This window comes from Paraburkholderia sp. Tr-20389 (assembly GCF_017104565.1).
Lineage (GTDB): Bacteria > Pseudomonadota > Gammaproteobacteria > Burkholderiales > Burkholderiaceae > Paraburkholderia.
Window position 1 is genome coordinate 1 of sequence record NZ_JAAGPD010000032.1, and the last position, 26,636, is coordinate 26,636.

Annotated in this window: 20 protein-coding genes; 13 read left to right on the forward strand and 7 right to left on the reverse strand. The window is 60.6% G+C overall.

The features are described from left to right. Positions 1-1,580: 1,580 nt before the first annotated feature. Complete coding sequence (locus G3N95_RS26390) at positions 1,581-1,952, forward strand: hypothetical protein (protein WP_205973021.1); 372 nt, start codon at positions 1,581-1,583, stop codon at positions 1,950-1,952. 148 nt (positions 1,953-2,100) lie between these two features. On the opposite strand, the gene G3N95_RS26395 is transcribed toward G3N95_RS26390, so the two are convergent. Next, complete coding sequence (locus tag G3N95_RS26395) at positions 2,101-2,946, reverse strand: hypothetical protein (RefSeq protein WP_205973022.1); 846 nt, start codon at positions 2,944-2,946, stop codon at positions 2,101-2,103. Between the two features lie 386 nt (positions 2,947-3,332). Between G3N95_RS26395 and G3N95_RS26400 the strand changes: the two genes are divergently transcribed. Beyond that, on the forward strand, positions 3,333-5,042 hold the full coding sequence (locus G3N95_RS26400) for a molecular chaperone HscC (RefSeq protein ID WP_205973023.1): 1,710 nt from the start codon (positions 3,333-3,335) through the stop codon (positions 5,040-5,042). 13 nt (positions 5,043-5,055) lie between these two features. Further along, positions 5,056-6,810 (forward strand): hypothetical protein, encoded by a 1,755-nt coding sequence (locus tag G3N95_RS26405; RefSeq protein WP_205973024.1) that lies wholly within the window; start codon positions 5,056-5,058, stop codon positions 6,808-6,810. A gap of 24 nt (positions 6,811-6,834) precedes the next feature. Here the strand turns inward: G3N95_RS26405 and G3N95_RS26410 are convergent, their stop codons facing one another. Further along, the gene (locus tag G3N95_RS26410) at positions 6,835-8,583 is read right to left on the reverse strand and encodes an ABC transporter ATP-binding protein/permease (RefSeq protein ID WP_205973025.1); all 1,749 of its coding nucleotides are present in this window, start codon (positions 8,581-8,583) and stop codon (positions 6,835-6,837) included. Positions 8,584-9,136: 553 nt separating this feature from the next. Between G3N95_RS26410 and G3N95_RS26415 the strand changes: the two genes are divergently transcribed. Beyond that, positions 9,137-10,300 (forward strand): GGDEF domain-containing protein, encoded by a 1,164-nt coding sequence (locus G3N95_RS26415; RefSeq protein ID WP_205973026.1) that lies wholly within the window; start codon positions 9,137-9,139, stop codon positions 10,298-10,300. Positions 10,301-10,331: 31 nt separating this feature from the next. Here the strand turns inward: G3N95_RS26415 and G3N95_RS26420 are convergent, their stop codons facing one another. Further along, on the reverse strand, positions 10,332-11,492 hold the full coding sequence (locus tag G3N95_RS26420) for a hypothetical protein (protein WP_205973027.1): 1,161 nt from the start codon (positions 11,490-11,492) through the stop codon (positions 10,332-10,334). 391 nt (positions 11,493-11,883) lie between these two features. Between G3N95_RS26420 and G3N95_RS26425 the strand changes: the two genes are divergently transcribed. Beyond that, the gene (locus tag G3N95_RS26425) at positions 11,884-12,048 is read left to right on the forward strand and encodes a DUF2945 domain-containing protein (protein ID WP_346778414.1); all 165 of its coding nucleotides are present in this window, start codon (positions 11,884-11,886) and stop codon (positions 12,046-12,048) included. Here the strand turns inward: G3N95_RS26425 and G3N95_RS41060 are convergent. Then, the gene (locus G3N95_RS41060) at positions 11,970-12,347 is read right to left on the reverse strand and encodes a hypothetical protein (RefSeq protein ID WP_205973134.1); all 378 of its coding nucleotides are present in this window, start codon (positions 12,345-12,347) and stop codon (positions 11,970-11,972) included. The genes G3N95_RS26425 and G3N95_RS41060 overlap by 79 nt on opposite strands. Before the next feature lie 329 nt (positions 12,348-12,676). On the opposite strand from G3N95_RS41060, the gene G3N95_RS26435 reads away from it, so the two are divergent. Both G3N95_RS26435 and G3N95_RS26440 read left to right on the forward strand, forming a co-directional pair. Then, positions 12,677-13,687: a lysylphosphatidylglycerol synthase domain-containing protein gene (locus G3N95_RS26435; RefSeq protein WP_205973029.1), complete on the forward strand. Its 1,011-nt coding sequence runs from the start codon at positions 12,677-12,679 to the stop codon at positions 13,685-13,687. A 124-nt stretch (positions 13,688-13,811) separates the two neighbouring features. Further along, on the forward strand, positions 13,812-14,807 hold the full coding sequence (locus G3N95_RS26440) for a ferritin-like domain-containing protein (protein WP_205973030.1): 996 nt from the start codon (positions 13,812-13,814) through the stop codon (positions 14,805-14,807). Positions 14,808-14,832: 25 nt separating this feature from the next. Here the strand turns inward: G3N95_RS26440 and G3N95_RS26445 are convergent, their stop codons facing one another. Continuing rightward, on the reverse strand, positions 14,833-15,174 hold the full coding sequence (locus G3N95_RS26445) for a hypothetical protein (RefSeq protein WP_205973031.1): 342 nt from the start codon (positions 15,172-15,174) through the stop codon (positions 14,833-14,835). Between the two features lie 362 nt (positions 15,175-15,536). On the opposite strand from G3N95_RS26445, the gene hpnJ reads away from it, so the two are divergent. Beyond that, positions 15,537-16,958 (forward strand): hopanoid biosynthesis associated radical SAM protein HpnJ, encoded by a 1,422-nt coding sequence (gene hpnJ, locus G3N95_RS26450; protein WP_205973032.1) that lies wholly within the window; start codon positions 15,537-15,539, stop codon positions 16,956-16,958. 113 nt (positions 16,959-17,071) lie between these two features. Here the strand turns inward: hpnJ and phnY are convergent, their stop codons facing one another. Together phnY and phnA are read right to left on the reverse strand one after the other, a co-directional pair. After that, the gene (phnY, locus tag G3N95_RS26455) at positions 17,072-18,529 is read right to left on the reverse strand and encodes a phosphonoacetaldehyde dehydrogenase (RefSeq protein ID WP_205973033.1); all 1,458 of its coding nucleotides are present in this window, start codon (positions 18,527-18,529) and stop codon (positions 17,072-17,074) included. Between the two features lie 11 nt (positions 18,530-18,540). Next, positions 18,541-19,776, reverse strand: a complete 1,236-nt coding sequence (gene phnA / locus G3N95_RS26460; RefSeq protein ID WP_205973034.1) for a phosphonoacetate hydrolase — start codon at positions 19,774-19,776, stop codon at positions 18,541-18,543. A gap of 215 nt (positions 19,777-19,991) precedes the next feature. Here phnA and G3N95_RS26465 point away from each other — a divergent pair, with 215 nt between their 5' ends. The 5 genes from G3N95_RS26465 (at position 19,992) to G3N95_RS26485 (ending at position 26,634) form a co-directional block, all read left to right on the forward strand. Next, the gene (locus G3N95_RS26465; protein WP_205973035.1) at positions 19,992-21,047 is read left to right on the forward strand and encodes a putative 2-aminoethylphosphonate ABC transporter substrate-binding protein; all 1,056 of its coding nucleotides are present in this window, start codon (positions 19,992-19,994) and stop codon (positions 21,045-21,047) included. Positions 21,048-21,161: 114 nt separating this feature from the next. Beyond that, complete coding sequence (locus G3N95_RS26470) at positions 21,162-22,253, forward strand: putative 2-aminoethylphosphonate ABC transporter ATP-binding protein (RefSeq protein ID WP_205973036.1); 1,092 nt, start codon at positions 21,162-21,164, stop codon at positions 22,251-22,253. Next, positions 22,250-23,977 carry a putative 2-aminoethylphosphonate ABC transporter permease subunit gene (locus G3N95_RS26475; RefSeq protein ID WP_205973037.1) on the forward strand — a complete coding sequence of 576 codons (1,728 nt, stop codon included), beginning with the start codon at positions 22,250-22,252 and terminating at the stop codon, positions 23,975-23,977. Before G3N95_RS26470 ends, G3N95_RS26475 begins: the two co-directional genes overlap by 4 nt. 34 nt (positions 23,978-24,011) lie before the next feature. Next, on the forward strand, positions 24,012-25,142 hold the full coding sequence (locus G3N95_RS26480; RefSeq protein WP_205973038.1) for a 2-aminoethylphosphonate--pyruvate transaminase: 1,131 nt from the start codon (positions 24,012-24,014) through the stop codon (positions 25,140-25,142). A 103-nt stretch (positions 25,143-25,245) separates the two neighbouring features. Further along, positions 25,246-26,634: an FAD-dependent oxidoreductase gene (locus tag G3N95_RS26485; RefSeq protein WP_205973039.1), complete on the forward strand. Its 1,389-nt coding sequence runs from the start codon at positions 25,246-25,248 to the stop codon at positions 26,632-26,634. Positions 26,635-26,636 lie beyond the last annotated feature (2 nt).

Sequence of the window (26,636 nt, forward strand, 5' to 3'; positions counted from 1 at the left end):
TCACCGCCAGCGCCTGCACCGCCAGCACCCGCACTGCCAGCACCCGCACTGCCAGCACCCGCACTGCCAGCACCCGCACCACCCGCACCCGCACCGCCAGCGCCTGCGCCACCAGCACCCGCGCCACCCGCACCCGCGCCGGCTGCGCCGGCACCCGCACCGCCCACACCAGAACCACCTCCGCTACGACCGCCTACAGGCTGTCCTTCAGCGAACTGCAGTGCAGCAGAATTCGGAGAAGCTGCACCGCGTTGATCGAACGAAGCTGAACCCACTGGAGGGGTGAGCCCCGCACTGCCAATTGAAGTTCCCCGGGCAGGAGGTGACGATGATCTCGCGACAGGAGCGGACGAAGGCGCCTGTTGCGTTGGCAATATGGATCTGGGGATCACGGGCGCATGCCGGGCGACTACTCGCGCGTGCGGCGCCGGATGGTGACGATTCTGTGTAGCGGTATAGCCTGCTTGCCCCGCCGGGGTTCGTGTAGCCGACTGCGGTGCAGCAGAATCCGGAGTCGGTCCAGCGCGGTGATCGGACGGAGTGGACGGCACAGGCGGGGCGGGTTCACCATTGGCAACCGCAGTTCCGCGAGCGGGAGGCGGCGATGGTTGCGCGACGTCACCGGACCAGGACGTGTGTTGCGGTGGCGACGTAGAGCCGATGATCCCAGGCGCCTGATCATGGTTGAACCGATCGCCGAACGCGATGACACCCATGACCCCGACAGCCAACGATGCGCTTGCCCACGCAACCCAAAGCGCAAGGCTTTTGCCCCGCACAGACAGTGCGGCCTTGATACCAGCATCCGACTTACCTGCATACGAATGCGCAAGCTCGGCCTGGCTGGACATTACACCATGCTTCGGACCGTTTCGTCTGATCCTTCCATTCGCTACATTCATGTGCCGTCCCCTTGCGGAGTGCTCATCGACATGCGCCGCGGGACCGTTCTGCGTGTTCGACCCTGGTTCCGCCACGACAATGGGAGCCGTCAACCAGGTGTTCTATCGTAAGTCTTCCAGCTATGAACGCGCTCGCCATCTTCGTGGCCGATCTGGACGGATGGCTAGTGTCGCCGCCCCGTGGGCTTTCCGCGATGACCCACAGTCGGCGACGAAACCATGCAAGTGAAGCATCCGCTGTGCCCGTTAGTCCGAATCCAAAATTGAATTGGGGCGGCGTGGACATAGCGCGGGGATACACGACCCAACAGGTTCCGCGCGAAATTTATTGGGTCGATCCATGTCGCGCAACGCCCGGATTGAGCTGACCTGATTTCGGAATGTCTAGACCCTTCGATCGTATTGCGATCAAGAAACGGGCTTACCCGAACCTGCTTTACGCTCAGTCTGAAGATAGGCCGGTCATCATTCAAATTTGCAGGTACCCGGTGCCGCGTCGCACCTCACTGTTGAGGAACAGACAACATTCAAGTGCGCTTTTTCTATTTCTTCCGTATGAGCCGTCTTTACTAGTGGATGGCTCCGCACGACGGCCAGGTAATCAGATTGATGCCATTCATCCTGTCGAAGTAGCCGCGTGCTCTGCGGCGTCGGGCAACACTTGCAACTGGATCGGCTATGGGCACACTCAACGCGTTGACCGAATGGGTGAAGCATATGTGGCCGTTGCCGCTGGTTCTGGCCGTTGTCGTGCGCGCCGTTATCGGCTACCTCGTCAACCGCCGTGCTGCCCTCGACCGACACAAACTTGGTCTGGAAATCGCCAGGCTGCAGGGTGACGCGGATCGCGCCGAGCGCGAGAGGATCAAACTCGAACTTGAGCTTTGGAAACTGACGGCCGCTACCGAGCGTCGACAGTCGGGGAGCACAGTGGGCTGGCAGCACATCGATGCGGCGCATCGCGACGGACCTTCACTCGGTGTCGACGATGCCGCGTCCGGGCGGACTTACACATCGGATTGCTCTGGACCACCGTCACCTTCGAAGTAAGACGTGTTGACGTTCTTGTCGTGCGATCGCGGGAAGCAAGCGCGTCCCTTGGCGCGAGGTCACTGTCAGCTGTCGTATAGGCCGCTGAGAACTCGTTGCCCGTGACGAAACGAGCCGAGCTTCGGGTGCTCGCTGAAGTGAGCAAAGATCAGTAATAGAGCCAGCGACCATACTCCGGCGACCAGTACCATCGGCCAGCATATGCCGCCGGCTGATATCGGTCGCCCCACGCGTTGGCTGGCGCGTAGTAAGCGTAGGGACGGGGCGCCATATAGGCTGACTGCTGCGCGTAGCCATAGGCTTGCGGTGGCGGCTGCATCGGTACGGGTGGTGCCGCGTACTGCGCGCGCGGTCTTGCGTATTGTGGGCTGGTCGTATAAACCTGTGCCTCGCGCGGCATTCCACTGTCATAGGCTTCGTCTTCCGCCAGTTCTGCGCGGGACGTCGTCGCCGCTTGCTGCACGCGTCCCGTAGACCGCACGACACCGGCATTTCTTGGTTGCGCACTGGGGCGTGGGACGGGTTGCCTCGCTTGCGGCGCGTCGGATTCCACCAGATCATCAGTTGCCACGGTTGAAGAGCGACGTGCAACAGGCTGCGGCTGCGCGACGCGGGCGGCCCTGGACGCAGAAGACTGCGTGCCTTTGTTGTCCGGCAACGGCGTCGACGTGACGGGCACCTCCTGCACGGTTTCGATATCGCTCGTCTCGCTGTAGACGTGTTTGATGTCGAGGATGGGTTTGCGAGGCGTGTCGGACACCGGCTTTTGCGCCGATATCGCGGTATCGGGCGACGCGGCGGCAACACCCTTCGTCGCGGCCTCGCGCGCGAGTTCTTCTTTCGCCGCTTTGTATCCGCGATCATAGGCGGCTTTCACTTCCCGATCCTGGGCGTCGGCATCCTCGGTCGCACTGTACGCATGCGACGCCGACGAAAACAGACAGCCTGTGGCCAGAAACGCACTCGCCAACGTATGCCTCAAGCTTTCGTCCATGAGGCCTCCCTTTAGCATTATTGATGGGAAATCGTACAACGTCCTGACTGACAGTCAAACGCCATTTACCGCACACCGTGCGCTTCCCAACCGAAAGCCGCTTTGCAATCGCATGAGGACGCGCAATGCGCATTGCATCGACCGATAGTCCCTGACACAACAAGAGCATACAACGCAGCGTAGCGGCTAAAGGAATGCCCTATTGATGACGTTAACGTGTTTGCTCGAAAACGTTACCGGGCGACTGCCGTTCTTGCGGCGCGTTTCTCATCGCACGTGGACAGGCACGCGCGCACACACATTGCCACAACAAGAATGCGATCGCATGACTGATTCAATCGATACCAGGCCATGACGACGCCAGTCTGAATACGGGGAACCATTGAATGTCTCAAATCGTTGGAATCGACCTCGGCACGACGAACAGTTTGATTGCCGTTTGGCGAGAAGACAAAGCCGAGCTTATTCCGAATGCGCTTGGCGACTTTTTGACGCCATCGTGTGTATCGATCGATGCCGATGGTGCTGTGCTGGTCGGTCGACCCGCACTCGAACGAAGCAGTACCCATCCTGATCGAACCGCTGCCAGCTTCAAGCGTTACATGGGCACGGATCGGAAACTGCATCTCGCCGACCGTTTCTTTCGGCCGGAAGAGTTATCGTCACTCGTTCTGAAATCGCTAAAGGCCGATGCCGAGGCATGGTTGCGCGAACCCGTGACCGACGCCGTGATTGCTGTTCCAGCGTACTTCAACGACGCCCAAAGAAGAGCGACGCGGGTGGCCGGCGAACTCGCCGGACTCAAGGTATTGCGGTTGATCAACGAACCGACGGCGGCAGCGCTTGCGTACAGCGTGCATCAGCGGGAAGGCGAACGTAAGTTCCTGATCTTCGATCTGGGCGGCGGAACGTTCGACGTGTCGGTCCTCGACTTTTTCGAGGGCGTAATGGAAGTCCGTGCGAGTACCGGCGACAACTTCCTGGGCGGTGATGATTTCACGCAGGCGCTGTGCGAACTGTTCTGTCGCAAACGAGGCATCGTGTTCGCTGCGCTGTCAGCAGGGGACTCGCAGCGTTTGTGGCGACAGGTCGAAATCGCCAAGCGGCGATTGACGCAAAGCGACGCCGGGTGCGTGTCGGTGGAAATGCGTATCGGCGATATCGAGCATGCCGTCGAACTCGGTTCCGATGAGATCCAGCAGCACTTGGAGCCGCTGCTGAACAAGTTGCGCAAGCCCGTCGAGCGTGCATTGCGGGACGCACGGATTCCGCTCGACACACTGGACGACGTGATTCTCGTTGGCGGTGCGACCCGCATGCCGTTGGTTCGAAAGCTCGTGTCGCGAATGTTCGGCCGCCTGCCTGCCGGCAATCTGAATCCGGACGAGGTCGTCGCACTGGGCGCGGCCGTGCAGGCCGGACTCGTCGGCCGTCACTCGGCACTCGACGAAATGGTGATGACGGACGTCGCACCCTACAGCCTCGGGATCGAAACGGCGATTCAGCTAGGCGCCAACGATTACGTCGGCGGGAATTTCGTGCCGATCATCGAACGCAATACGGTGGTGCCCGTTAGCCGCGAGCAACGCATTCTGACGATTCGCGACCGGCAGCGTTATCTGGTCGTCAAGGTGTTCCAGGGTGAAGCTCGATTGACCCGAGACAACATCGCGCTCGGCGAACTAAAGCTCGAGGTGCCAATCAAGCCCGCCGCCGAGGCAGGCGCCGACATCCGTTTCACCTATGACGTCAGTGGCGTGCTGGAAGTGCAGGCGACAACGTTCCCCGACGGCGTGACAAAGACGATCGTGATCGAAGAGAATCCGGGCGCCATGACAGCGGAAGAGATCGCGCGTTGTATCGCGGCATTGGCGTCGTTGAAGATTCATCCGCGCGACCAGACAGAAAATCGCACCGTGCTTGCGAGGGCGGACCGGATTTACGAAGAATTGCTTGGTGAGCCACGTCGCCTGCTCGCGGTCGAGATTGCGCGATTCCAGTCCTCGCTCGAACGACAGATTGTCGACGAAATCTCGCGTACACGTCAGGAGTTGACGGGCGTACTCGACCACATCGAAGCGCAATACACCTATTGAGTCGGGAAGACAAATGAATCAATGGCCATGGAGTACGCTCGACATCGAGAGCGGCTCAGACGAACGCGCGGTTCGCCGGGCCTACGCCCGTGCATTGAAGGCGAGCCGGGCGGATGAGAATCCCGCGGAATTTCAGGCACTGCGAAGCGCATACGAGCACGCACTCTTGCTCTCTCGCAGCGCGGCAAGCGTGAGTGAGCCTGTCGAAACGGTCGTCGCCGGCTCTTCCGATTTTCAGTCGGGTGCGAGTGAAGCCGAAACCCAGCGCGCGCACACGCAACGGGAGCTTGCGACCGTCGGTGAGGCGAACGAGGTGTCGTCTTGTTCGCCTGAGTCGTTGTTGCCTGTTACGCGGGACCCGATTGAAACGCTAGACCCGGCAGGAGCTGCCGCCGAGATCTGGAATGCGTTCGTGGCTAATCCCGACAATGTGACGTCGCGTCGCGCGCTCAAGAATCTGTTTGAGTCGGCGGTCAGCATTGCGTTGCGCGACGAACTGGAGTGGATCGCGCTGTTGTATTGCTTGAGAGACGATATTCCCGCCGACTGTCGTGAGGATATGGCCGACGTTCTGAAGTGGCGCGAGGAATCATCGCATTTGATTCGACGGGACGCATTAACGGCGAGGCACGCACTAACGAAGGTCTTCGCGGACGAGGAGTATCGCGAACTAAGACGTCGTTTCCCCGTGGCCGTGGACCTTATGGAGCGACCGCGTCCGCGCTTTGCAAAGGCGTTGATCCTGCTGAAGAAAGGCGTGCATTGCCGCGAAATGGAAGCGTTGCTGTTTGCATTGCACATCTCTCATCTGAATGCTCGAAACATCCGCTTCGATGTCGAGAAGATTGCATTCTGGCAAGAGGTCTGCGCTCGTCGAACGAACTTGATTCGACTATCCGCTATGGTGCCCCTGCTCGGCGCATGGGTTGGATTTCTGCTTGCCCAGGGTTTGTCCGGCGTGGACATCGTGGGCAGTGGCGGGATGCGCAGCACACAGGAGTGGGCGATCATTGCGACATCGATAGCAGCGATCATGCTGGTATATGGCGTCATCGTGTTTCGTGCGCCATCGCTTGCGGCTCGCTGGAAAAGTATCTGCGGGCAAAACGTCTACGTTCGATACGGCTGGATCGCGCTTTGGCTGGCTTCGTCCTTCGCCGTATATGCCGATAAGCGGGGCGGTGCGGTGACGGCGTCGGCACTCGTCTTGCTGGCTATCGCGACCGTGTGGACGACGGCAGTCCACGGGTGGATCCATCCCAAAGGGTTGGCCTTCCTCTGCGCATATTCGGCTATCGGCTATGGATTCTGGGGCTATTACGTGACCATCGAGCACCGGCCGTGGTGGGTGCCCGTTGCGCAGTGCGTGTTGTATGGCGTCTTTGTCGCGCGCGTACAGACCGAACTGCGCGAGGTCATCGGAAGATGGAGAGTGGTTCGTCGCGCAGTGAGTATCGTATGGCTCGTTGCTGCGGCAGCGACGGCGGTCATGCTGGTCGGCCCCGAACTGGCAGAGACAGGATCCGAATGGCTCGGCGTCAGTTGGGGCGTATGTGCATTGTTGATCCCCTTGGGAGGGACGCTTGCGACAATGCGTTGGGGGCAACTGTCGAATATCGTTCCGCGACTTTTCCTCGGCTATCTGTACATGATGTGGTTTGCATTGGCGTTGTTCAAACCGTCGTTTGCTGCCTTCGTCGCGCTTTCCGTTGCGGCTTTCTGGATTGTGCAGGCGCTGTCAGGGCGGAAATACCAGGCTTGGGCTTAAGCAAAGCGATCTGCGTATCGGTAGTCACGCAACGGTTCGCCCGAGCGAACTTCCGATCTCAAGCGTCTCCTGATGGAAGGATACGAGCGACTCCCGATGCGTCACGCTGACGATGGCTGCCTTAGGCAGCCGTTCGCACAGCAGCCGATAAAGATGTGCCTCATTGGCAGCGTCGAGTGCACTCGTTGCTTCGTCGAGAAAGACATAGTCGGGGCGGTGCAACAGCAGACGGGCCGCCGACATTCGCTGCTGCTCGCCGGGCGACAGATTCTGCGACCAGGCGCAGGATTCGTGCAACCGGTCGACGTAACGATCCAGCTGGCATGCCTGTAGCGCCTCGGAGCACTCGATGTCGCTGAAAGTACTGGCTGGAGCGGGATACGTGAGCACCGCCTTCAACGTGTCATTCGGCAGATAGGCTTGCTGCGGAACGAACATGATTCGCGCGTCAACGGGCGCATGGATCGAGCCTGCACCGAACGGCCAGAGACCGGCAATCGCGCGCAATAACGTGGTCTTGCCGGAGCCGGATGGTCCCCGCACGAGCCAGCGGGAACCGGGCCGGATGACGATGTCGCGCACGTTCGCAAGTACCTCTCTGTCAGGTAACGCGAGCGTCAGGTTACGGACTGCAAGCTGGTTCTCGTCCCCGTAGTGAATATCGATGCCGCTCTGCCCGGCCGTCTGTGCCACTGCCTCATTCATAGGCGGCCGCGTCATGACGCGCCTGAACTCCCGAAGGCGGTTGACGGTCGCGCGCCACCGCGTGAGCGTGTCGTAGCTGTTGATGAACCAGGACAGCGATCCGCTAACCGAGCCGAATGCGTCGGCGATCTGCATGAGCGTGCCGAAACTGATCGCACCCGTGAAAAAGCGAGGCGACGCAACGACAAGCGGAAAGATGTCGGCAATCTGACCATAGACGTTGACCACGAAGCTGTAGCGCCTCGTGTACCTCATGAAGCGCCACCAGTTGTTGCGAATCTGCTCGAACAGTGTGTTGGCGTTCGACTCTTCGGCGCGCATGCCGTCCTGAAACGCAATAGGTTCGGCGTGTTCGCGAACGCGTACCAGCCCGAAGCGGAAGTCCGCCTCGACGCGCTGCAACTGGTAGTTGATCGAGATGAGCGGATGCCCGACCTTGTTGGTGAGAAACGAACCTGTAATCGCATAGGCGAGGGCCGCCCAGAACATGTAGCCCGGGATGTCGACGGGTGTACCGTTCAACATGAAAGTCAGTGTACCTGCCGTGGTCCACAACACGATGGAGAACCAGATCAGGGTCTCTATCGTCGAGAGCAGGTCGAGTGTGAGAGAAAGCGTCGTGTTGGCGAACGCTTCGAGGTCGACGGAGATCCGCTGGTCCGGGTTGTCGGCGAGCCGGTCGCGCTCGATGCGATAGAAGGTGTTGTCGTCCAGCCATTCGTGCAGATAGTGCGTGGTCAGCCATTGGCGCCAGCGGAAACCGAGCATCTGCCGCAGATAGCGGTTGTACACCGCGATGATCACGTATGCGAATGCAAGCGCCGTGAAAGTCAGCATCAGACGTGGGAACGCATGCACGTTCCGGCTTTCGAACGCGTTGTAGAAGTCGCGGTTCCATATGTTCAACTGCGCGTCGATGCCGACCAGAAGAAGGTCCATCAGGATGATGGCGATAAGCAGACACCACGCCAGTCGTCGTTGTTCGGACACCCAGTATGGTTTGATCAGGCTCCAGGTCGAGATGTGATCGGCTTGCGCGGATGGGGAACTGGAAGACTGATTCGTCATACGGCCTCCCTGGAATGCGCCCGTTGTGCGCATTTCCGAAATAATCGTTCGCTTCGTACATCACGCGAGTGTGGGAACGCGCTACCCGCTTCGCAATTGTCAAATTGCAGCCTGGACGAGCCGATAGTGCCTCACCGCTGACTGCATGCTTGAGCGTAGCCCTTGAGGCGCCGCACAGGCGCATCTCATTGCGATATTCGAAAGCATCAGGTGAGAATCGGCTGTTGATAGCTGGGGGCACGGAAACGCGTTGCTTGCCACGTCGGGATTTGGGTCATTACAACAAGCTTCCAGACGGGTCTGCCCCACATCATCATCGGCCAACACGTCTGTCAAATTGGCTTGCAAGTCTGACCCGGAATAAAATGCGCCTGTCTCACAGACACGACTGCGAGCCGATGGGCGAGCGTCGTAGGGAAAAAGCAAGGTACGCTCGACGAGCAACGACTTGCTTTTCGGGGAAGTGATTCCGGAAGCGTCACTGATAACGCCTGTGCACCGGCCTGCGGCGTTCCTGACCGACGGGCGGAGGCCAACAACATAATGCAGACCAATGTCCAGCACTGACGTCCTTCTTGTCGTCGCCATGGTGTCATGCATCGCAAGCGCTGGCGTGCTCGGCAGCCTCATGCGTCATCGCATTGCAGGTCTTGATCAATGGCTTGCCGCGCATTGCATGCTCTTTGTGGCATTCGGCGCACTCGTTTCGAGGCACGGCAATTACTCGCCACTGATCGTACTGGCTGCGTGTTCGTGCGTCCTTACGGCCGCCGTCCTGATCCTGCAAGGCTGTCGTCGCTATGCCGGCCGCCCCGTCATTTGTCTGTACGAGTGCCTTGGTCTGGCTGCGTCGGTCTGCGCCGTAGTGTATTGGACCGTGTTTGCGCCCAATGAGAATGCTCGGGCGGCCATGATGTCGGGCGTACTCGCCTATACACGAATGGCCGTGGGCTGGACCATCTGGAATTCCCGCACGTTTCGTCAGCGTCAGTACGGTCACTGGCTGGTCATCCTGGCGGCGACTGCAGGTACGGCGTTACATGCGGCGCGAGTGATTCAGTGCATTTTTTTCGCCAGCCCGACGGCGAGGGCACTCGAGCCGACGGCATTGAATATCGGGTTCGTTTCAGCAGGCATTCTTTCGCTGCTCCTGCTCTCGATCGGCCTTGTCATGCTGGTGAACGCCAGTCTCGTGGACCATGCCCAGCACCTCGCAACGGTAGACGAACTGACAGGTCTGCTCGCAAGACGCGAGCTTCTGATCCGCGGGGAAAAGTTGCTGAATTCCGCGCGTTCATCCCGGCGTGCGCTCTCGGTCGCCATCATTGATCTCGATGACTTCAAGGTCGTCAACGACCGGTACGGGCATCCTGCCGGTGACCGCGTGCTGCAGAACTTTGCCATCGATGTGTCCCGGCAGCTTCGACGTACCGACGTTTTCGGGCGACTCGGCGGCGAAGAGTTTGCAATATTCTTCCCCGAAACAGTGAAGGAGCAGGCGGCCCGACTGATGGAAGCCATTCTTTCGTCAGCCGGTGTCAGTAAAGCAAACGCAGATCAACCCGCCTGCACCTTCAGTGCGGGTATCGACGAATGCAGTTTCGACGACACCCTCGGCGATCTGATAAGTCGCGCTGACGCGGCGTTGTATCTGGCGAAGCAGAATGGAAAAGGGCGCGTGGAACTGGCCAGTTCGGATTCGCTAACTGCCGCGTGACAGCGAACCTGCAATCGCTCACGCGCGGCAGTTACTCCTCGTCATCGTCGCGGTGACGCTGTTTCCAGCCTCTGTGCCAGCCGTTGTCGTGCCAGCGGCGGCGGTTCCAGTCTTCGCCTTCATAGCCGTATCCGTGCGCAGCTTGCACCGGTACGTAAGCGAGCGGTACCTCCTGATAAACCACCAGAGGCGCCTCGTAGATCATGGGTGGCGGCGGTTTATAGACCGGAATGTGCTGCGCGAGTTGAGGGTGGTTTTGCCTGGCGAAATAGCTTGAGTCACTGGGCTGCCCTCCAGCTACCTGGGTCGAAGCAGAATACGGAGAAGGCGCAGCGCGGCGATCAAACGAAGCGGAAGACACAAGTGGAGTGAGTTCGGCACTGGCGACCGCTGCTCCCCGAGCAGAAGGTGGCCTCGGAACCTGCTTGGACATAGGCGCTTGCGTCGCTATCCCGATTGATCGGGCTGCCTCGGGCGGCTGACGCCTATGGGCCGTCATCTGTGACGCCGGAACGCGGCGGTGCTGTGTCGCGGAATAGCGTGTTTGCACCGGCCGTCGCGCGGCCAGGTGCGGCGCGGAGAGGGGCGCAGAATGCACTGCGCGGTGCTGTGCCGAAGTCGAAGAAACAGATGCGGCGAGCTGAGCATTGACAAGCTTGCTCGCGCGGGAAGACGACGATGGCGCGGCCCGACCGGGCGAAGGCGTTTGATGGGGTGACGCTGGTTCGATGGTCCCGGATACTTCTTGCTGGCTTTCCGTCGCCGTGGAGGGGCGCTGATTCTGGTCGAATCGATCGCCGTACGCGACCATGCACGCGAGAGCCACGGCAAGAGCACTCGCCGACCCAACCCAAACCGCGACCCGTCGGCTGCCCTTCAGCACGTTCACAAATGTTCGAACCTGCCGGAAGCGACGCGCAATAATAATGAAAGACACGACGAAACACATCAGCGTGTTCGCCAGATTCAGCCAGAACATCTGGTTCGGGATACCGCGACTCATTTCGAGGAGCATCAGTGCGAACGTGCCATTGCTCAGAGTCCAGCTACACCAGCTCAACAGGCTGTGACTGCGTATGTCGGCTTCCTTCGCGAGGAGCTTACCGATGGTCGGGATGTACGTAAGGATGCGCGCCCCATTCCAGAACAGGAACATCGCGCTAAGTGCACGGATGTAGAACTCGTGAGACATCCTGAATCCTTTACCCTGCGTGACCGTGTCGCGGCGTCATTGCCGCGCAACGAGGCACGAAGCAAATGCCTTGAGGTGTACCCATCGCGCAGCGGCGACCAATCCTCCGATGACAACGTCCGGAAGCTCCGACCATGTGTTCAGTAAAGTCGCGTTCCGCGGGCCATTCAAGCCGATTTGTAAAGTCATGAAGTAAGCGGCGTGCGTATTGGCCTTGATCCCGTGCCCTAACAGGTCCGCGGCAAGTGCGGCGAGCGCGGCGATTGCCGTTCTGCCGGCAGGATCGGGAACGCGGAATGCGGCGGTGACGGGGATTCAACCACTGGAGCGCATACTCATGTCCCATCGACTCAAAACAGGCGATCGCGTCACGTGGAACACCCCGCAAGGCATGACGACAGGCACGGTCGTCCGCAGGATCATCAGGGATACGGAACTGGACGGTCTGACTGTCACCGCGTCGAAGGACGACCCGCATTACGAGGTCGAAAGCGAGAAGAGTGGCGAGCACGCGGTCCATCGCGCGGACGGACTGGAGAAAGTACACAGCCACTGATCTGCGCAGGGCGTTACCGGGACCACCGGCCTGCCTGCTTCGGCAAGCAACGCCATCAAACCGGCGCAGAGAGGACACGCCACTTCCCGGTCCTTCATGATGGCAATGCGTGAGCCGAGTTTCATGGCCTCATCGATATCATGGATGATGAAGATGATGGTTTTCTTCAACTCCGTCTGCAATTCGAGCAATAGGTCCTGAAGATCGCAGCGGATGAGCGGGTCTAGCGCGGAAAACGCCTCGTCCATCGACAGCACGTCGGCGTTCTTCATCAGCGCACGCGCCAGGCCGACACGCATGGCGCATGCCGCCCGACAGTTCGTCGGGAAATTTGTCGCCATAGCCTTTCAGCCCAATTTATATTTGGCGTCAGTCATATTGACTCGACCAAACGGACCGCGCGATGCACGGCGTCGCGGTGACTTTTTGTGGTTACCGCTCTGCGATATCCTTCAGTTCGGAATCTACGCGGCGAATTTCGCGTCGTCGTGCATGTTGTGTGTGTGGCGCTTGGAACGCTGCGATGTTGACGAGGACGGTATATTGTCGGCTCGTATCCAGCGTGACGCGAGCCTGCAATGACTGTCCATGCGACGATGACCCCTCATTTTGAACAGGCCACATCCAGATGAAATACCTCGGGTCGGTTGCCGCCTTGCTTGGGCTGATGACTGCAGGCTGGCTAATCTGGCGAGAAGATCCTGCCGCGATCCTGCATCTGCTGGAGTCCGCCGGCTGGGGCCTGGTGCTGGCTGCTCTCGTACATGTACTTTCCATGATTCCGAACGCATGGGATTGGCGCCTGCTCATACGCGACGCAGAGCGCCCCTCCTTTGCGACCATGCTCAAGCTCGTCTGGATTCGCGAGTCGATCAACGGACTGCTGCCTGTCGCGCGAATCGGCGGGGAGATCGTGTCGTTTCGCCTGCTCACACGTGTCGGCGTGCGCCCGGCAACCGCCGTGGCCGGTCTTGTCGTGGATATGCAGCTCACGCTCATCAGCCAGGTCGTGTTCGCACTGGTGGCCGTCGGGTACGTGGCAGAGCTGGCCTCGTCGGATTCCGTGCGCCTTGCGGGAAGATTCGCGTGGGGCCTCGCCGGCATCGTGCCCGTCCTCCTGCTCTTCGCGCTGGTGCAACATGCACGGCCGTTTGAACGCGCAGCGCGCACGATTAACCGGGTCACCAGTGGGAAGGTCTATGCCCTTGTTGGAAAGTCGGCGCGCATCGATCAGTCAATCAAGCTGATCTGGCGGCAGACGGGTATCGTGGTGCGCTATCTGTTCATCTGGCAAACGCTGCAGTGCCTTGGCCTGGCACTTGAGCTATGGGTTGCGTTGCACGTGCTTGGGTCGGATACGACCTTCGCAGCCGCATTCGTACTCGAGGCGCTGATTCAGCTCGTGAGCAGTTTTGCTTTTTTCGTGCCGGGTAACATTGGCGTGCAAGAGGGCAGCTTCGTTGTGATCGGCGGCATCCTGGGTATCGATGCGCCCACGTGCCTCGCGCTGGCAGGCGCACGGCGAGTGCGAGATCTGCTGTTCTTCGTGCCAGGGCTCATTTTCTGGCAATTGGCCGAGCGTTCGTTTGGCCCTCGGCGCTCACCCGCATTAAAGCCCGGCAACGCAAACGCCAAGTAATCTGGTGAATACGAAATTGTAAGTTGTGGTTGAATCGAAGCGATAAGCGCAGACGTCAGATCCCGTCACTTGACGATGGGATCGCACACTTTTGCAACGCTGCATTCATCTGGGCGCTTCCAGCATGAACGAACCTTCCCTCGACGGGTTTGCTGTCGAACAGCTGATTCAAGGCTTTCGCTCACCTGAACTGCCGCAACTCAAGCCCGACCAGGCAACCATCGAAGCCGCAGACCGCAAGGTCCGGCATTGGACGAGCGAAGTTGCCGGTACGTTGAAACCAGGCTCCGATGTGCATCGGAGCGAGATGTGCCGGATGTTTCGCGAGACGTTCAGTCCGTACCGCCCGTCGGTCCTCGATTGGCCACAGCTGGCGCCTGACGCACTCGGGCGGATCGTTGCTCTGCCGATCTGGGACATCGCCGTGCAGACGGAGGGCAGGGCCCGGCTGCGCATGGCGGCGTACGCAGGCACCATCAGCGAGCCGGACGTACGGGACGCACTTGCGCTCAATGCATGGGAAGAGAGCCGCCACAAGGAGGTGCTTTCGCGGATGGTGGCTGCATACGGCATTCCGCTCGCGAGCGAAGCACCGTACACATATCCAAAGGATGCTGAATGGGCTTACCTGGTCACGGGTTACAGCGAGTGTATCGACAGTTTCTTCGCATTCGGCCTATTCGAAGTTGCCAGACGCTCGGGGCTGTTCCCACCTGAACTCGTCGAAACTTTCGAACCAGTAATACAAGAGGAATGTCGCCATATCCTGCTCTTTGCAAACTGGGCGGCATGGCATCGGGCGAAGCTCTCCTGGTCGCGGCGCATTCGCTTCGAGTTAAAGGTGGCCGCCGTGTGGGCGTTTCTGGTGTGGGAACGATTGCGGCTTGCTCAAACACTCGATGCCGATGGCAAGGAGCACAAGCAGGATAACAACTTCACCATAAACGGTGCGCAGTCTTTGTCATCCGTGAAGGTGGATTTGCGCGAACTCATGGCGTTGTGCCTTGCCGAGAATGAGCGCCGTTTTTCCGGCTATGACCCGCGATTGCTGCGTCCCGAAACGATCCCGAAGATCGTTGGATTTGCGCTGCGTTTCATGCGCTCAGAAAAGACTAGCTGACACTTTGTCGAATGCCACGTGGCCTTCAAGCGTCTTCTTCTATGAGTACGCCGGCGTTGCGAATCACTCGCAGGTAATTGGCCGTATCACCAACTGCAGCGGTGGCCTGCTCTGCCAGTTTCTGTATGCGAGAAGACTTTTCGGCGTTTGCCATCATCGCCTGCAGGACATCTGACTGGGTAAACCCACGCGCACTCGCCACCTCGAGGACCGCGACCAATATGCGCCGTGCCGCTGCGCGCGCCTCCTCCGAAGCCGCAGGTGCGCGATACGCAAGAAAGCCTGCCATCAACAGAAACTCGGTCGGACTGATGCGCTGGCCATTTCCAACGGGCACACCCGCGGTAATGCCTGGACTTTGCGTCATTGATCCCCTCCTGGCTTCGAACAGGGCGGCGCGATCAGTATGCGTCAAGCCGCCTGCGAAGTCGACAATGAAGCAATCGTCCCGGTTTCGATACGCTAGTCGGCCGCATTAGTCACCTCAGCGTAATGATTCTTCGGCGCGAGAAGAAAAAGGTTCACATTAAAAGACGTGTGAGTCGTAGTATTCTTTAGCGGGCCCCAGTTGAGATCCAGGGCGTCCTCATCGCAGCGGTTACGTCAGCGTCGCTGTCCAGTGACCGCTGGACTGTTTGAAGCCCTGATTTCATTGCTCAATATCGCCGAAGGCGGCGGCCGTGTGTGCAACGCATTCATGAAAGTGGACCGTTATCCTAGAGGGCATTTATGAAAACGCTGTTTCTACAGGCACCTTCGTACGACGGATTCGATGGCGGAGCGGGCTCGCGTTTCCAGACGAGACGCGAGATCCGGTCATTCTGGTACCCGACATGGCTCGTCCAGCCTGCCGCGCTGGTTGAGGATAGCCGGGTCGTGGACGCACCGGCAGATGGCCTGTCGCTGGATGCAACGCTGGATATTGCTAAGGATTACGAGCTTGTAATCATCCACACCAGCTCGCCATCGTTCGCGAGCGATGTGCAGTTTGCGGAGCATCTGAAACGGCGCAACTCGAGCATCCTGATCGGGATGATAGGCGCAAAGGTTGCCGTCGATCCTCACGGCTCGCTGGTCGCGAGCGACTCGATCGATTTCGTGTGCCGCGAAGAGTTCGACTTCACGTGTCGCGACATTGCACAGGGGCTTCCGTTCGAGTCGATCCTCGGTCTGAGCTACCGTTTGCCGGACGGCGGGATCATGCACAACGAAGCCCGGCCGATTCTGGAAGACATGGACCAGTTGCCGTTCGTTGCGCCGATCTACAAGCGCGACCTCACGTCGACGAATTACTTCAGCGGCTACCTCAAGCATCCGTATGTCTCGTTGTACACGGGCCGGGGCTGCAAGTCGCGATGCACCTTCTGCCTCTGGCCGCACACGGTCGGCGGGCATCGCTATCGCACGCGGTCGGTCGAGCACGTCCTCGAAGAGGTGAAGTGGATCAGGGACAACATGCCCGAAATCAAGGAGATCATGTTCGACGACGATACCTTTACCGATCTGAGACCGCGAGCCGAGGAGATTGCGCGCGGTCTTGGCAAACTGGGGGTGACGTGGTCGTGCAACGCGAAAGCGAACGTACCTTATTCGACGCTGAAGGTGATGAAAGAGAATGGGTTGCGGCTATTGCTCGTAGGCTACGAATCCGGCGACGACCAGATTCTCGTGAATGTCAAAAAGGGGCTGCGCACCGATATGGCACGGCGCTTCAGCGATGATTGCCGCCAGCTCGGTATCAAGATTCACGGCACATTCATTCTGGGTCTTCCAGGGGAAACACACGAGACGATACAAAAGACGATCCAGTATGCCAAAGAGATCAACCCGCATACGATCCAGGTGTCGCTCGCCGCACCTTATCCGGGGACGGTCCTTCACAAGCAGGCTCTCGACAATGGCTGGCTGGAAGAAACCAAGGTCATCACGCTCGTCAATTCCGCGGGTACCCAGCTTTCGACTATCGGCTATCCACACCTGTCGCGCGAAGAGATCTTTCTCGGTGTCGAGGAGTTCTACAAACGCTTCTATTTCAGACCGTCAAAGATCTGGGAAATCGTCCGCGAAATGCTGATGAGTTGGGAGATGATGAAGCGGCGACTGCAAGAGGGCGTGCAGTTCTTTAAATTCCTCCACGATCACAAAGCGTGAAGCCTGATTCAGACCGTCACCGCGCCCGGTGACGGTCTGACAGGCGATGCAGACCGCGTCGCTTTTTTACGGGATCGGCGCACGGCCCATGCGCCGTCCGATCCGTCAGCCGCTCACCACGGCAACGAATAGGTCTTGGTATTGGTGAAGCTCTTCATCGCTTCCTGCACGCCTTCCTTATAGCCCAGACCGGAATCCTTCACGCCGCCGAATGGCGTGAGTTCCAGCCGGTAGCCCGGCACTTCGCGCACGTTGACGCTGCCGACTTCCAGTTCCGAAATGAAGCGCGTGATGTAGTCGAAGCGGTTCGTGCACACCGAGGACGACAACGCATAGTCGGTGCTGTTGGACATGCTTATCGCCTCTTCGATATCGCGAAAGCGCATGATCGGCGACACCGGCCCGAACGTTTCGTTCTTCACGAGCGGCATGTCGGGCGTCACGCGATCGACGACGGTCGGGGAATACAGCGCGCCGTCGCGCTGGTTGCCGGCAAGGAGCCGTGCCCCGCGAGCGAGCGCGTCGTCGACCTGGCGCTCGCAGAAGCGCGCCGCAGCCTCGTCGATCACGGTGCCCATGTCGACGGACGAATCCGCTGGGTTGCCGTATTTCCACGCACGCGTCTTGTCGACGACGAGATCGGTGAAGCGGTCAGCGACGGCTTCGTGCACCAGCATCCGCTTGATCGCGGTGCAGCGCTGGCCCGAGTTCTTGTATGAACCGGATACGGCGAGCGTGCTCGCTTCGTCGAGATCGGCATCCTCCATCACGATGATGGGATCGTTGCCGCCCAGTTCGAGCACCGCGCGCCGATAGCCCATGCGCGACGCAATCGATTTGCCGATCGACACGCCACCCGTGAAAGTGATCAGATCGATTGCGCGGTTGGTGATCAGTTCGTCGGCGATCACGGCGGGGTCGCCCGTCACCACCTGCAGCATCTGCACGGGCAGCCCTGCTTCGTACAGGATGTCGGCGAGCAGGTAACACGACAGCGGCACTTTCTCGGACGGCTTCACGACGATCCGGTTGTTGGTCGCAATGGACGGCACGATCTTGTGCGCGACCTGGTTCATCGGATGATTGAATGGCGTGATGGCCGAAATCACGCCGAGCAGGGGATCGCGCTGCGTGTAGACGCGGCGTTTCTTGCCGTGCGGCGTGAGATCGCACGAAAAGATCTGGCCGTCGTCCTTCAGCACTTCGCCGGCGCCGAATACCAGCACATCAGCGACGCGGCCCGCTTCATAGGTCGAATCCTTGATGCAGAGTCCGGCTTCCGCCGTGATGAGCGCGGCGATTTCCTGCGTGCGCGCGCGCACGGCATCGGCGGCGCGCCGCAAGATCGCGGCGCGCTCATAGCGCGTAAGCGACGGGCGATAAGCGCGCGCCACAGCGAAGGCGCGGCGCACGTCGTCGAGCGTCGCCTTCGGCACGGTGCCGACCAGTGCGCCATCGTACGGGTTGCGTACTTCGATGACTTCGTCGCGATAGATCTTTTCGCCGTCGATGCGCAACGCTTCGTGGCGAACCTGTGCTTGTGCTTTCGTCGTGTCTGCAATCGCGTTCATGAGCGTGTCCTTCACTGAAGATGGTTGAGTGCGATGTCGATGACGTCGAAGTTGCGCAGACGCTCGCGTTGCGCAGCGGACTTCGCGACGGGCTGGCTGAAGATCAGCGGTACGCTCTGTTCGGCAAGGCCGCCGTGTGAACGCAGTGGTGCATCGAGTCCCGAGAGATCGTGCCTGGCGCGCTGCGTGCCGAGCACGACGTTGCGTTCGGAGATCACGATCAGGTCGCCGACGCGCTCCGGCGGCAACTCGAAGCGCTTGCAGCCTTCGGCGCGCGTCAGCGCGAGTTCGATGCCGGGCTCGGCCGCAAGCTTGCGGCGCAACGCTTCCGTATCGGCCGACGGCGGCAGATACACGGTCGCAAAGGAGCCGAGCGCGCCGTGATGCACGACATAGGGGTCCGTGATGGGCAGGATCACGCGTGCCTGATCCTTGCCGAGCCATTCGTCGAAACACTCCTGCAGATAGATCACGTTGGGCTCGCCGTCTTCGTTGTGCTTCGCGTTCATGCCGTGGTCGGCCGTGATCGCGACGATCGCGCCCAGTTCGTCGAGCCTTTGCAGATAGCCGTCCATCATCTGATAGAACGCATTCGCGCCGGGCGTGCCGGGCGCGCATTTGTGCTGCACATAGTCGGTGGTCGACAGGTACATCAGATCGATCTCGCGCGTTTCGAGCAGACGCACGCCGGCGGCGAACACGAACTCAGACAGGTCCGCGCTATAGACACTCGGTACCGGCTTGCCGACGAGTTCGACGACGCCATCGATGCCGTTTTCCGCGAGCGTCGCCTCGTCCGCTTTCTCCGATGAGAAGCAGATGCCCTGCAAGCCTTTGCCGAGCAGGCGGCGCAGTTTGTCCTTCGCGGTGACGACGGCGACCTTCGCGCCCGCCTCGGCGAAGCGCGCGAGCACCGTCGGCGCGACGAGGTATTTCGGGTCGTTCATCAACACTTCGGTGCCGCTCTCGCGATCGAAGAAGTAGTTGCCGCTGATGCCGTGCACGGCAGGCGGCACGCCCGTCACGATCGACAGGTTGTTCGGATTCGTGAAGCTCGGCACGACGCAGTCGCCCCTGAGGGCGGTGTCCGGCTGCAACAGCTTGCCGATGAATGGCGCGACGCCCGCGGCCGCCGCCATTTCCAGATATTCGTACGCGCAGCCGTCGACGCAGACCACGACGACGGGCCTGCGCATCCAGTTGTAGCGGCGGCCGTTCACTTCGACGGATACAGGGGATGTGCTCATTGACTTCTCCTTTGACCAGTTAAATCCGGCAGTTGACGATGTGGCGTTGTGTGGCATTGTGAGGCAATACTTGACATTAAAATTGACGCTTTGTAGATTGTCAACAACAGACAACAACGACATCACTTCCGGGGAGACGCACCGAACAAGCTGCATTTCGCTGCACTGGCCGTTTTCGTCGCTGGCCGCGACGCGACTAATCAAGGGGTCTGGAGATGAGGAAAGGAGCGGGATTCAACGGTTGCAAGGGTCTTCTGAAGGTGGCGGCGCGTTGCGCGCTGGCGGCGTCGGTGGCGCTCGGCGCGATGCAGGCTGCGCAGGCGAAGACCCAGTTGCTGGTCTACACGGCGCTCGAAGACGAGGCGATGAAACCGTACAAGGACGCATTCGAAAAGGCGAACCCGGACATCGAGATTCGCTGGGTGCGCGATTCGACGGGTGCCGTCACGGCCAAGCTGCTGGCGGAAAAGAACAATCCGCGCGCCGACGTCGTGCTCGGCCTCGCGGCGTCGAGCCTCACGGTGCTGGATCTGCAGGGAATGCTGATGCCCTATACGCCGAAGGGCTTCGACAGTCTCACGCGCAAATACAGCGACACCAACAATCCGCCGCATTGGGTCGGCATGGACGTGTGGGGCGCGACGATCTGCTACAACCGCGTCGAAGCCGAAAAGCGTCACCTGCCGAAACCGACTTCATGGGAAGACCTCGCGAAGCCCATCTACAAGGGAATGATCGTGATGCCGAGCCCGGTTTCGTCGGGTACGGGATATCTCGACGTGACTTCGTGGCTGCAAACCTTCGGTGACGAAAAGGGCTGGCAGTACATGGATGCGCTCGACAAGAACGTCGCGCAATACGTGCACTCCGGCTCGAAGCCTTGCACCCTGGCGGGCACGGGCGAATTCCCGATCGGCATCTCGTTCGAATTCCGCGGCCACGAGTTGCAGGCGCAAGGCGCACCCATCGACCTGATCTTTCCGAAAGAAGGCCTGGGCTGGGACATGGAAGCGACGGGCATCATGAAAACGACGCGGCATCCCGACGAAGCGAAGAAGCTCGCCGATTTCATGGCGAGCCGGCAAGCGAATGAAATCACCGCACAGTGGTGGGCGATCGTCGCGTATCCGGGCGTCGCGAAGAAGCTCTCGGGCATCCCAGACAACTATTCGCAACTACTCGTGAAGAACGACTTCGTCTGGTCAGCGAAAAACCGTCAGTCGATTCTCGACGACTGGCAGAAGCGCTACGGCAGCAAGGAGCAAAAGTAGCGGCGGGTTTCGCGTGAGGCGCGCGGCACGCGCGCTTCCATCGATGCGGCGGCGCGGCGCATGGCGCAGGCTTGTTGCCGCGACGCACACTGGCAAGCGAAGGCGGAGGATCAGATGACAGCGTATTTGAGCGTGCAGCAGGTTTCGAAGCGGTTCAACGACACGCCCGTTCTAAAGGATATCGATCTGGGTGTGAAGAAGGGCGAGATGCTTTGTTTTCTGGGACCGTCCGGATGCGGCAAGACGACGTTGCTGCGCATCATCGCCGGCCTCGAGACGCAGAGCACGGGGCGCATCATGCAAGACGGCCGCGACATCTCGCGTCTGCCGCCGCAACTGCGCGACTACGGCATCGTGTTCCAGTCGTATGCGCTGTTTCCGAATCTGACCATTTTCGACAACGTCGCATATGGTCTCGTGAATCGCAAGATGAAGCGCGCGGCCATCGCTGAGCGTGTGCACGAACTGCTGGCGCTGGTGGGCTTGCCGGATTCGCATCGCAAGCATCCGAACCAGTTGTCGGGCGGTCAGCAGCAGCGTATTGCGCTCGCGCGGGCGCTCGCTACATCGCCGGGCCTGTTGTTGCTCGACGAGCCGCTGTCGGCACTCGATGCGCGCGTGCGGGTGCGTCTGCGCCAGGAGATCCGTCAGTTGCAGCAGCGGCTCGGCGTCACCACGATCATGGTGACGCATGACCAGGAGGAGGCGCTGTCGATGGCCGATCGCATCGTCGTGATGAATCACGGCGTGATCGAGCAGATCGGCTCGCCGCATGAAATCTATCGCGAGCCGGCGTCGCCGTTCGTCGCGGATTTCATCGGCAAGGTCAACATGATTCCCGCCGAAGTCATGCGGGACGGCACGCTGAAGGCGGGCGAGATCGGCCTCGTCTATGGCTGCGGCGCCGCGCAGCCCGCTGCGGGTTCGCAGGTGTCCGCCTTCGTGCGACCCGAGGATATCCACATCGGCGTGCCCGGCAATGTGTCCGACAACCGGCTCGCCGCACGCGTCGAAAAGCTGGAGTTTCTCGGCGCGTTCTGCCGGGTCAGCTTCAAGGTCGACGGACTGGCGGGGCAGGAGATCGTCGCGGACCTGTCGTTTCATGAGATGCGCCGAACGGGCCTGCAAGCGGGCGCGCGTTTCGACCTTGTCGTACAGCGCGAGAACGTGTGCGTGTTCACGTCCGCGAAGGAGCGTCTGCAATGAGCGCCGTATTGATCGAACGCCGCAGCGGCGAAGAAGCGCACGCCGAAGTGCGGCAAATCACGCATTGGCACGACCGGATCGCGCAGCTTGCGCTCGTGCTGATGTCCTTGCTGCTGGCGGTCTTTCTGCTGGTTCCGCTCGCGCTCGTGATCGGCAAGTGCTTCGTCGATGCGGACGGACATTTCATCGGACTCGCGAACTTCAGCGGTTATCTGGCCAACACTGCCGTCCTGACGTCGGCGCTTCATTCCGTGGCCGTCGCTTGCACGGTGACGGCAATCGTGATCCCGATGGCTTTCACGTTCGCTTACGCGCTCACGCGTTCGTGCATGCCGATGAAGAATGCGGTCCGCACGGTGGCGCTTCTGCCGTTGCTCGCCCCCACGTTATTGTCCGCGGTGTCGTTCATCTACTGGTTCGGCAATTCGGGGCTTCTCAAGCCGCTGTTGCATGGACATTCGATCTACGGCTTCACGGGCATCGTTTGCAGCCTCGTGTATGCGTCCTTTCCGCATGTGCTGATGATTCTCGTGACGGCCTTGTCGCTCTCGGACGGTCGCCTCTATGAAGCCGCCGATGCGATGGGTACGAGCAGTCTGCGCAAGTTCGTGACGATCACGCTGCCCGGCGCGAAGTACGGTCTCATCAGCGCGACGATGGTCTCGTTCACGATCTGCATCAACGATTTCGGGGTGCCCGTGGTGATCGGCGGGCCGTACACGGTGCTGTCGACCGACATCTACAAGCTGATCATCGGCTTGCAGGATTTCAATCGCAGCGCGGTGGTCAGCCTGTTGCTGCTGTGTCCCGCACTGGTCGCCTTCGCCGTCGACTTCATGATTCGCCGCAAGCAGCAGTCGCAACTCGGCGCGCGCTCCACGCCGTTCCAGCCGAAGCCGTCGCGCGGCTTCGATATGGCGATGCTCGTGTACTGTGCGGTCGTCTGTCTGCTGATGATCGCCGTGGTGGGCATTTCGGTGTTCGCTTCGTTCGTGAAGTTCTGGCCGTATCAGATGAGCCTCGGCTTGCAGCACTACAAGATGGGCCTGATCGCAGCGGGCATTTTCGATGCGTACAAGAACAGCTTGCAGATGGCGGCATGCGTCGCGGTCGGCGGCACGGCGATCGTGTTCGGCGGCGCGTATCTGGTCGAGAAGACGCGCGGGCCGCGCTGGTTGCGCGGCTTCATCAACCTTTGCGCGATCCTGCCGATGGGCGTGCCGGGTCTCGTGCTAGGCATCAGCTATATCTTTCTGTTCAACGCGCCCGCCAATCCGCTCAATGGTCTCTACGGCACGCTTGCGCTGCTCGCGGTCGTCACGGTGGTTCACTACTACTCGTCGAGTCATCTGACGGCCGTCACCGCGTTGCGGCAGATCGACAACGAATTCGAAGCGGTGTCCGCGTCGCTGAAAGTGCCGTTCTACAAGACGTTCTGGCGCGTCACAGTGCCCGTGTGCCTGCCGTCCATCTTGCAGATTGCACGCTATCTGTTCGTCAACGGCATGACGACGGTGTCGGCCGTTGCGTTTCTTTACTCACCCGATACACAGCCCGCTTCGGTAGCGATCCTCAACCTCGACGACGCAGGTCAGATCGGACCGGCTGCCGCGATGGCGACGCTCGTCCTCGTCACCGCGGGGTTTGCGTGTGTGCTGTTTGCCGGCGTATCGCACGGCGTGTTGCGTCGAACCCAGGCATGGCGCACTCCGCGCCGTGGCTGAACCCAACTTTCATCGTGTCCATCAAGGAGATACCGTGAATCAGCCCCGTCAACCGATTCTGCTCACTCCCGGTCCGCTCACCACCTCCGACCGCACGCGCGAAGCGATGCTGCGCGACTGGGGATCGTGGGATGGCGACTTCAACCAGATCACCGCGCGCATTCGCCGCGAGACGCTGCGCATCGTACATGGTGAAGAGACGCACGAATGTGTGCCTTTGCAGGGCAGCGGCACGTTCTCGGTCGAAGCGGCCATCGGCACGCTCGTGCCGCGCGACGGCCATGTGCTGGTGCCGAACAACGGCGCCTATTGCCAGCGCATCGTGAAGATCTGCCGGGCACTCGGTCGCCGTCATGCGAGCATCGATTATCCCGAGGACACGCAGGTCAAGGCGGCCGACATCGACCGCGCGCTCGCAGCCGACGCGAGCATCACGCACGTCGCGCTGGTTCATTGCGAAACGGGCGCGGGCGTGCTCAATCCGCTGCACGACATCGCGATGGTCGTCGCGAAGCACGGACGCAGCCTGATCGTCGACGCGATGAGTTCGTTCGGCGCGATCGATATCGATGCACGGCAGACGCCGTTCGATGCCGTGGTCGCGGCGTCGGGCAAGTGTCTCGAGGGCGTGCCCGGCATGGGGTTCGTGATCGTCCGGCGCAGCACGCTCGAGCGCTGCGAAGGCAACAGCCATTCGCTCGCGATGGATCTCTACGACCAGTGGGTCTACATGAACCGCACGATGCAATGGCGCTTCACACCGCCGACTCATGTCGTCGCGGCACTCGATCAGGCCATCGCGCAGTATGTCGACGAAGGCGGTCTCGAAGCACGCGGCGCGCGTTATGCACGCAACTGCCGTGCGCTGATCGACGGCATGGCGAAGCTGGGTTTCAGGCCGTTTCTCGACCAGTCGATCCAGGCGCCGATCATCGTCACGTTTCATGCGCCCGACGATCCCGCGTACGACTTCAAGACCTTCTATCAGGAAGTGAAGAAGCGCGGGTACATCCTTTATCCGGGCAAGCTCACGCAAATCGAAACGTTCCGCGTGGGGTGCATCGGGCACTTCGGCGAGGCGGGCATTCCGGGCGCCGTAGCGGCGATTGCCGAAACGCTGCAGGCGATGGGGATTTCGCAGGTATCGCCGGGCGCGCTCGCGTAAATGGCATTGCGGTCCTCAGGCACTCGCGCGCCTGTTTGTGCATGCGCGCGAGTGCAAGGGGACATCGGCATCTATCGCAGTACAACCTGACCCGCGAGCAACCATGCGTCCCTTCTGGATCGAACAGGCTCTTTTCTCCGATGGCGAACTGTCCCCGGCTTTGCAAGGCAGCATCACCGCTGACGTGTGCATCGTCGGAGGCGGTTACACGGGACTTTGGACGGCTATTCAGACGAAGCTGCTCAAGCCCGACATCGATATCGTGATCGTCGAAAGCGATCTGTGCGGTGCGGGTGCGAGCGGGCGCAACGGCGGATGCATGCTCACCTGGTCCGCGAAGTTCTTCACGTTGCGGCGCCTGTTCGGCGAAGCGGAAGCGCTGCGGCTCGTGAAGGCATCCGAAGACGCCGTGCACCGCATCCGCGATTTCTGCGCGACGCATCGTATCGACGCCGAACTGCGCATGGACGGCACGCTCTATACCGCGACATCGCGTGCACAAGTGGGCGCGTTGGACCCTGTTATCGCGGCGCTGCGCGAGCATGGCATTCATTCGTACCAGCACGTTTCGCCGGAGGAGGTGGCGCGCCGCTCCGGTTCCGCGCGCAACCTGGGCGGCGTGTTCTCTCCGACTGCGGCGACCGTGCATCCGGGCAAGCTCGTGCGCGGCCTGCGTCGCGTCGCGATCGAGATGGGCATACGGATCTACGAGCGCACGCCGATGCTCGACTTCACGGGCGGCGAGTGCGTGACGGTGCGCACGCCGGCGGGGAGCGTGACGGCCGGCAAGCTCGTGCTCGCGATCAACGCGTGGATGGCAAGCCGCTTCAAACAATTCGAACGGACGCTCGCGATCGTCTCCAGTGACATGATCGTCACGGAGAAATGCCCGGAACTTCTGGCGCGCAGCGGACTGACGGACGGCGTATCGGTGCTCGATTCGCGCATCTTCGTCTACTACTATCGCAGCACGCCTGATGGGCGTCTGATGCTGGGCAAGGGCGGCAATACGTTTGCGTGGCGCGGACGGCTTGCGCCTGTGTTCGATCAGCGCTCGCCTTACGAAGCCGAGCTGACGCGGGGCTTGCACTCATTCTTTCCCGCGTTGCGCGAGGTGCCCGTGACAGCGAGCTGGAACGGCCCATCGGATCGTTCGGTGACGGGGATTCCGTTTTTCGGCAGACTCGATGACGCACCCAACGTGTTCTATGGGTTCGGCTATTCGGGCAACGGTGTGGGGCCGACCTATATGGGCGGACAAATTCTCTCGTCGTTCGTGCTGGGACTCGACAACGCGTGGACCCGCAGCCCGTTGACGCGCGGACCGCTGGGCCGCTTTCCGCCCGAGCCGATACGGTATGTCGGCTCGATTACGGTGCGCAATGCGATACGGCGTAAGGAGCGTGCCGAAGACGAGAACCGCCGGCCGTGGCTAGTCGATCAGTGGCTGAGCCGCTTTGCGAGCGCGGCAGGTAAATCGGACAAGGCGTAGGC

Bases quoted from the DNA above. Each gene is read 5' to 3' on its own strand.
- G3N95_RS26390 (WP_205973021.1), top strand. From the start codon at position 1,581: ATGGGCACACTCAACGCGTTGACCGAATGGGTGAAGCATATGTGGCCG.
- G3N95_RS26395 (WP_205973022.1), bottom strand. From the start codon at position 2,946: ATGGACGAAAGCTTGAGGCATACGTTGGCGAGTGCGTTTCTGGCCACA.
- G3N95_RS26400 (WP_205973023.1), top strand. From the start codon at position 3,333: ATGTCTCAAATCGTTGGAATCGACCTCGGCACGACGAACAGTTTGATT.
- G3N95_RS26405 (WP_205973024.1), top strand. From the start codon at position 5,056: ATGAATCAATGGCCATGGAGTACGCTCGACATCGAGAGCGGCTCAGAC.
- G3N95_RS26410 (WP_205973025.1), bottom strand. From the start codon at position 8,583: ATGACGAATCAGTCTTCCAGTTCCCCATCCGCGCAAGCCGATCACATC.
- G3N95_RS26415 (WP_205973026.1), top strand. From the start codon at position 9,137: ATGTCCAGCACTGACGTCCTTCTTGTCGTCGCCATGGTGTCATGCATC.
- G3N95_RS26420 (WP_205973027.1), bottom strand. From the start codon at position 11,492: ATGTCTCACGAGTTCTACATCCGTGCACTTAGCGCGATGTTCCTGTTC.
- G3N95_RS26425 (WP_346778414.1), top strand. From the start codon at position 11,884: ATGACGACAGGCACGGTCGTCCGCAGGATCATCAGGGATACGGAACTG.
- G3N95_RS41060 (WP_205973134.1), bottom strand. From the start codon at position 12,347: ATGCGTGTCGGCCTGGCGCGTGCGCTGATGAAGAACGCCGACGTGCTG.
- G3N95_RS26435 (WP_205973029.1), top strand. From the start codon at position 12,677: ATGAAATACCTCGGGTCGGTTGCCGCCTTGCTTGGGCTGATGACTGCA.
- G3N95_RS26440 (WP_205973030.1), top strand. From the start codon at position 13,812: ATGAACGAACCTTCCCTCGACGGGTTTGCTGTCGAACAGCTGATTCAA.
- G3N95_RS26445 (WP_205973031.1), bottom strand. From the start codon at position 15,174: ATGACGCAAAGTCCAGGCATTACCGCGGGTGTGCCCGTTGGAAATGGC.
- hpnJ (WP_205973032.1), top strand. From the start codon at position 15,537: ATGAAAACGCTGTTTCTACAGGCACCTTCGTACGACGGATTCGATGGC.
- phnY (WP_205973033.1), bottom strand. From the start codon at position 18,529: ATGAACGCGATTGCAGACACGACGAAAGCACAAGCACAGGTTCGCCAC.
- phnA (WP_205973034.1), bottom strand. From the start codon at position 19,776: ATGAGCACATCCCCTGTATCCGTCGAAGTGAACGGCCGCCGCTACAAC.
- G3N95_RS26465 (WP_205973035.1), top strand. From the start codon at position 19,992: ATGAGGAAAGGAGCGGGATTCAACGGTTGCAAGGGTCTTCTGAAGGTG.
- G3N95_RS26470 (WP_205973036.1), top strand. From the start codon at position 21,162: ATGACAGCGTATTTGAGCGTGCAGCAGGTTTCGAAGCGGTTCAACGAC.
- G3N95_RS26475 (WP_205973037.1), top strand. From the start codon at position 22,250: ATGAGCGCCGTATTGATCGAACGCCGCAGCGGCGAAGAAGCGCACGCC.
- G3N95_RS26485 (WP_205973039.1), top strand. From the start codon at position 25,246: ATGCGTCCCTTCTGGATCGAACAGGCTCTTTTCTCCGATGGCGAACTG.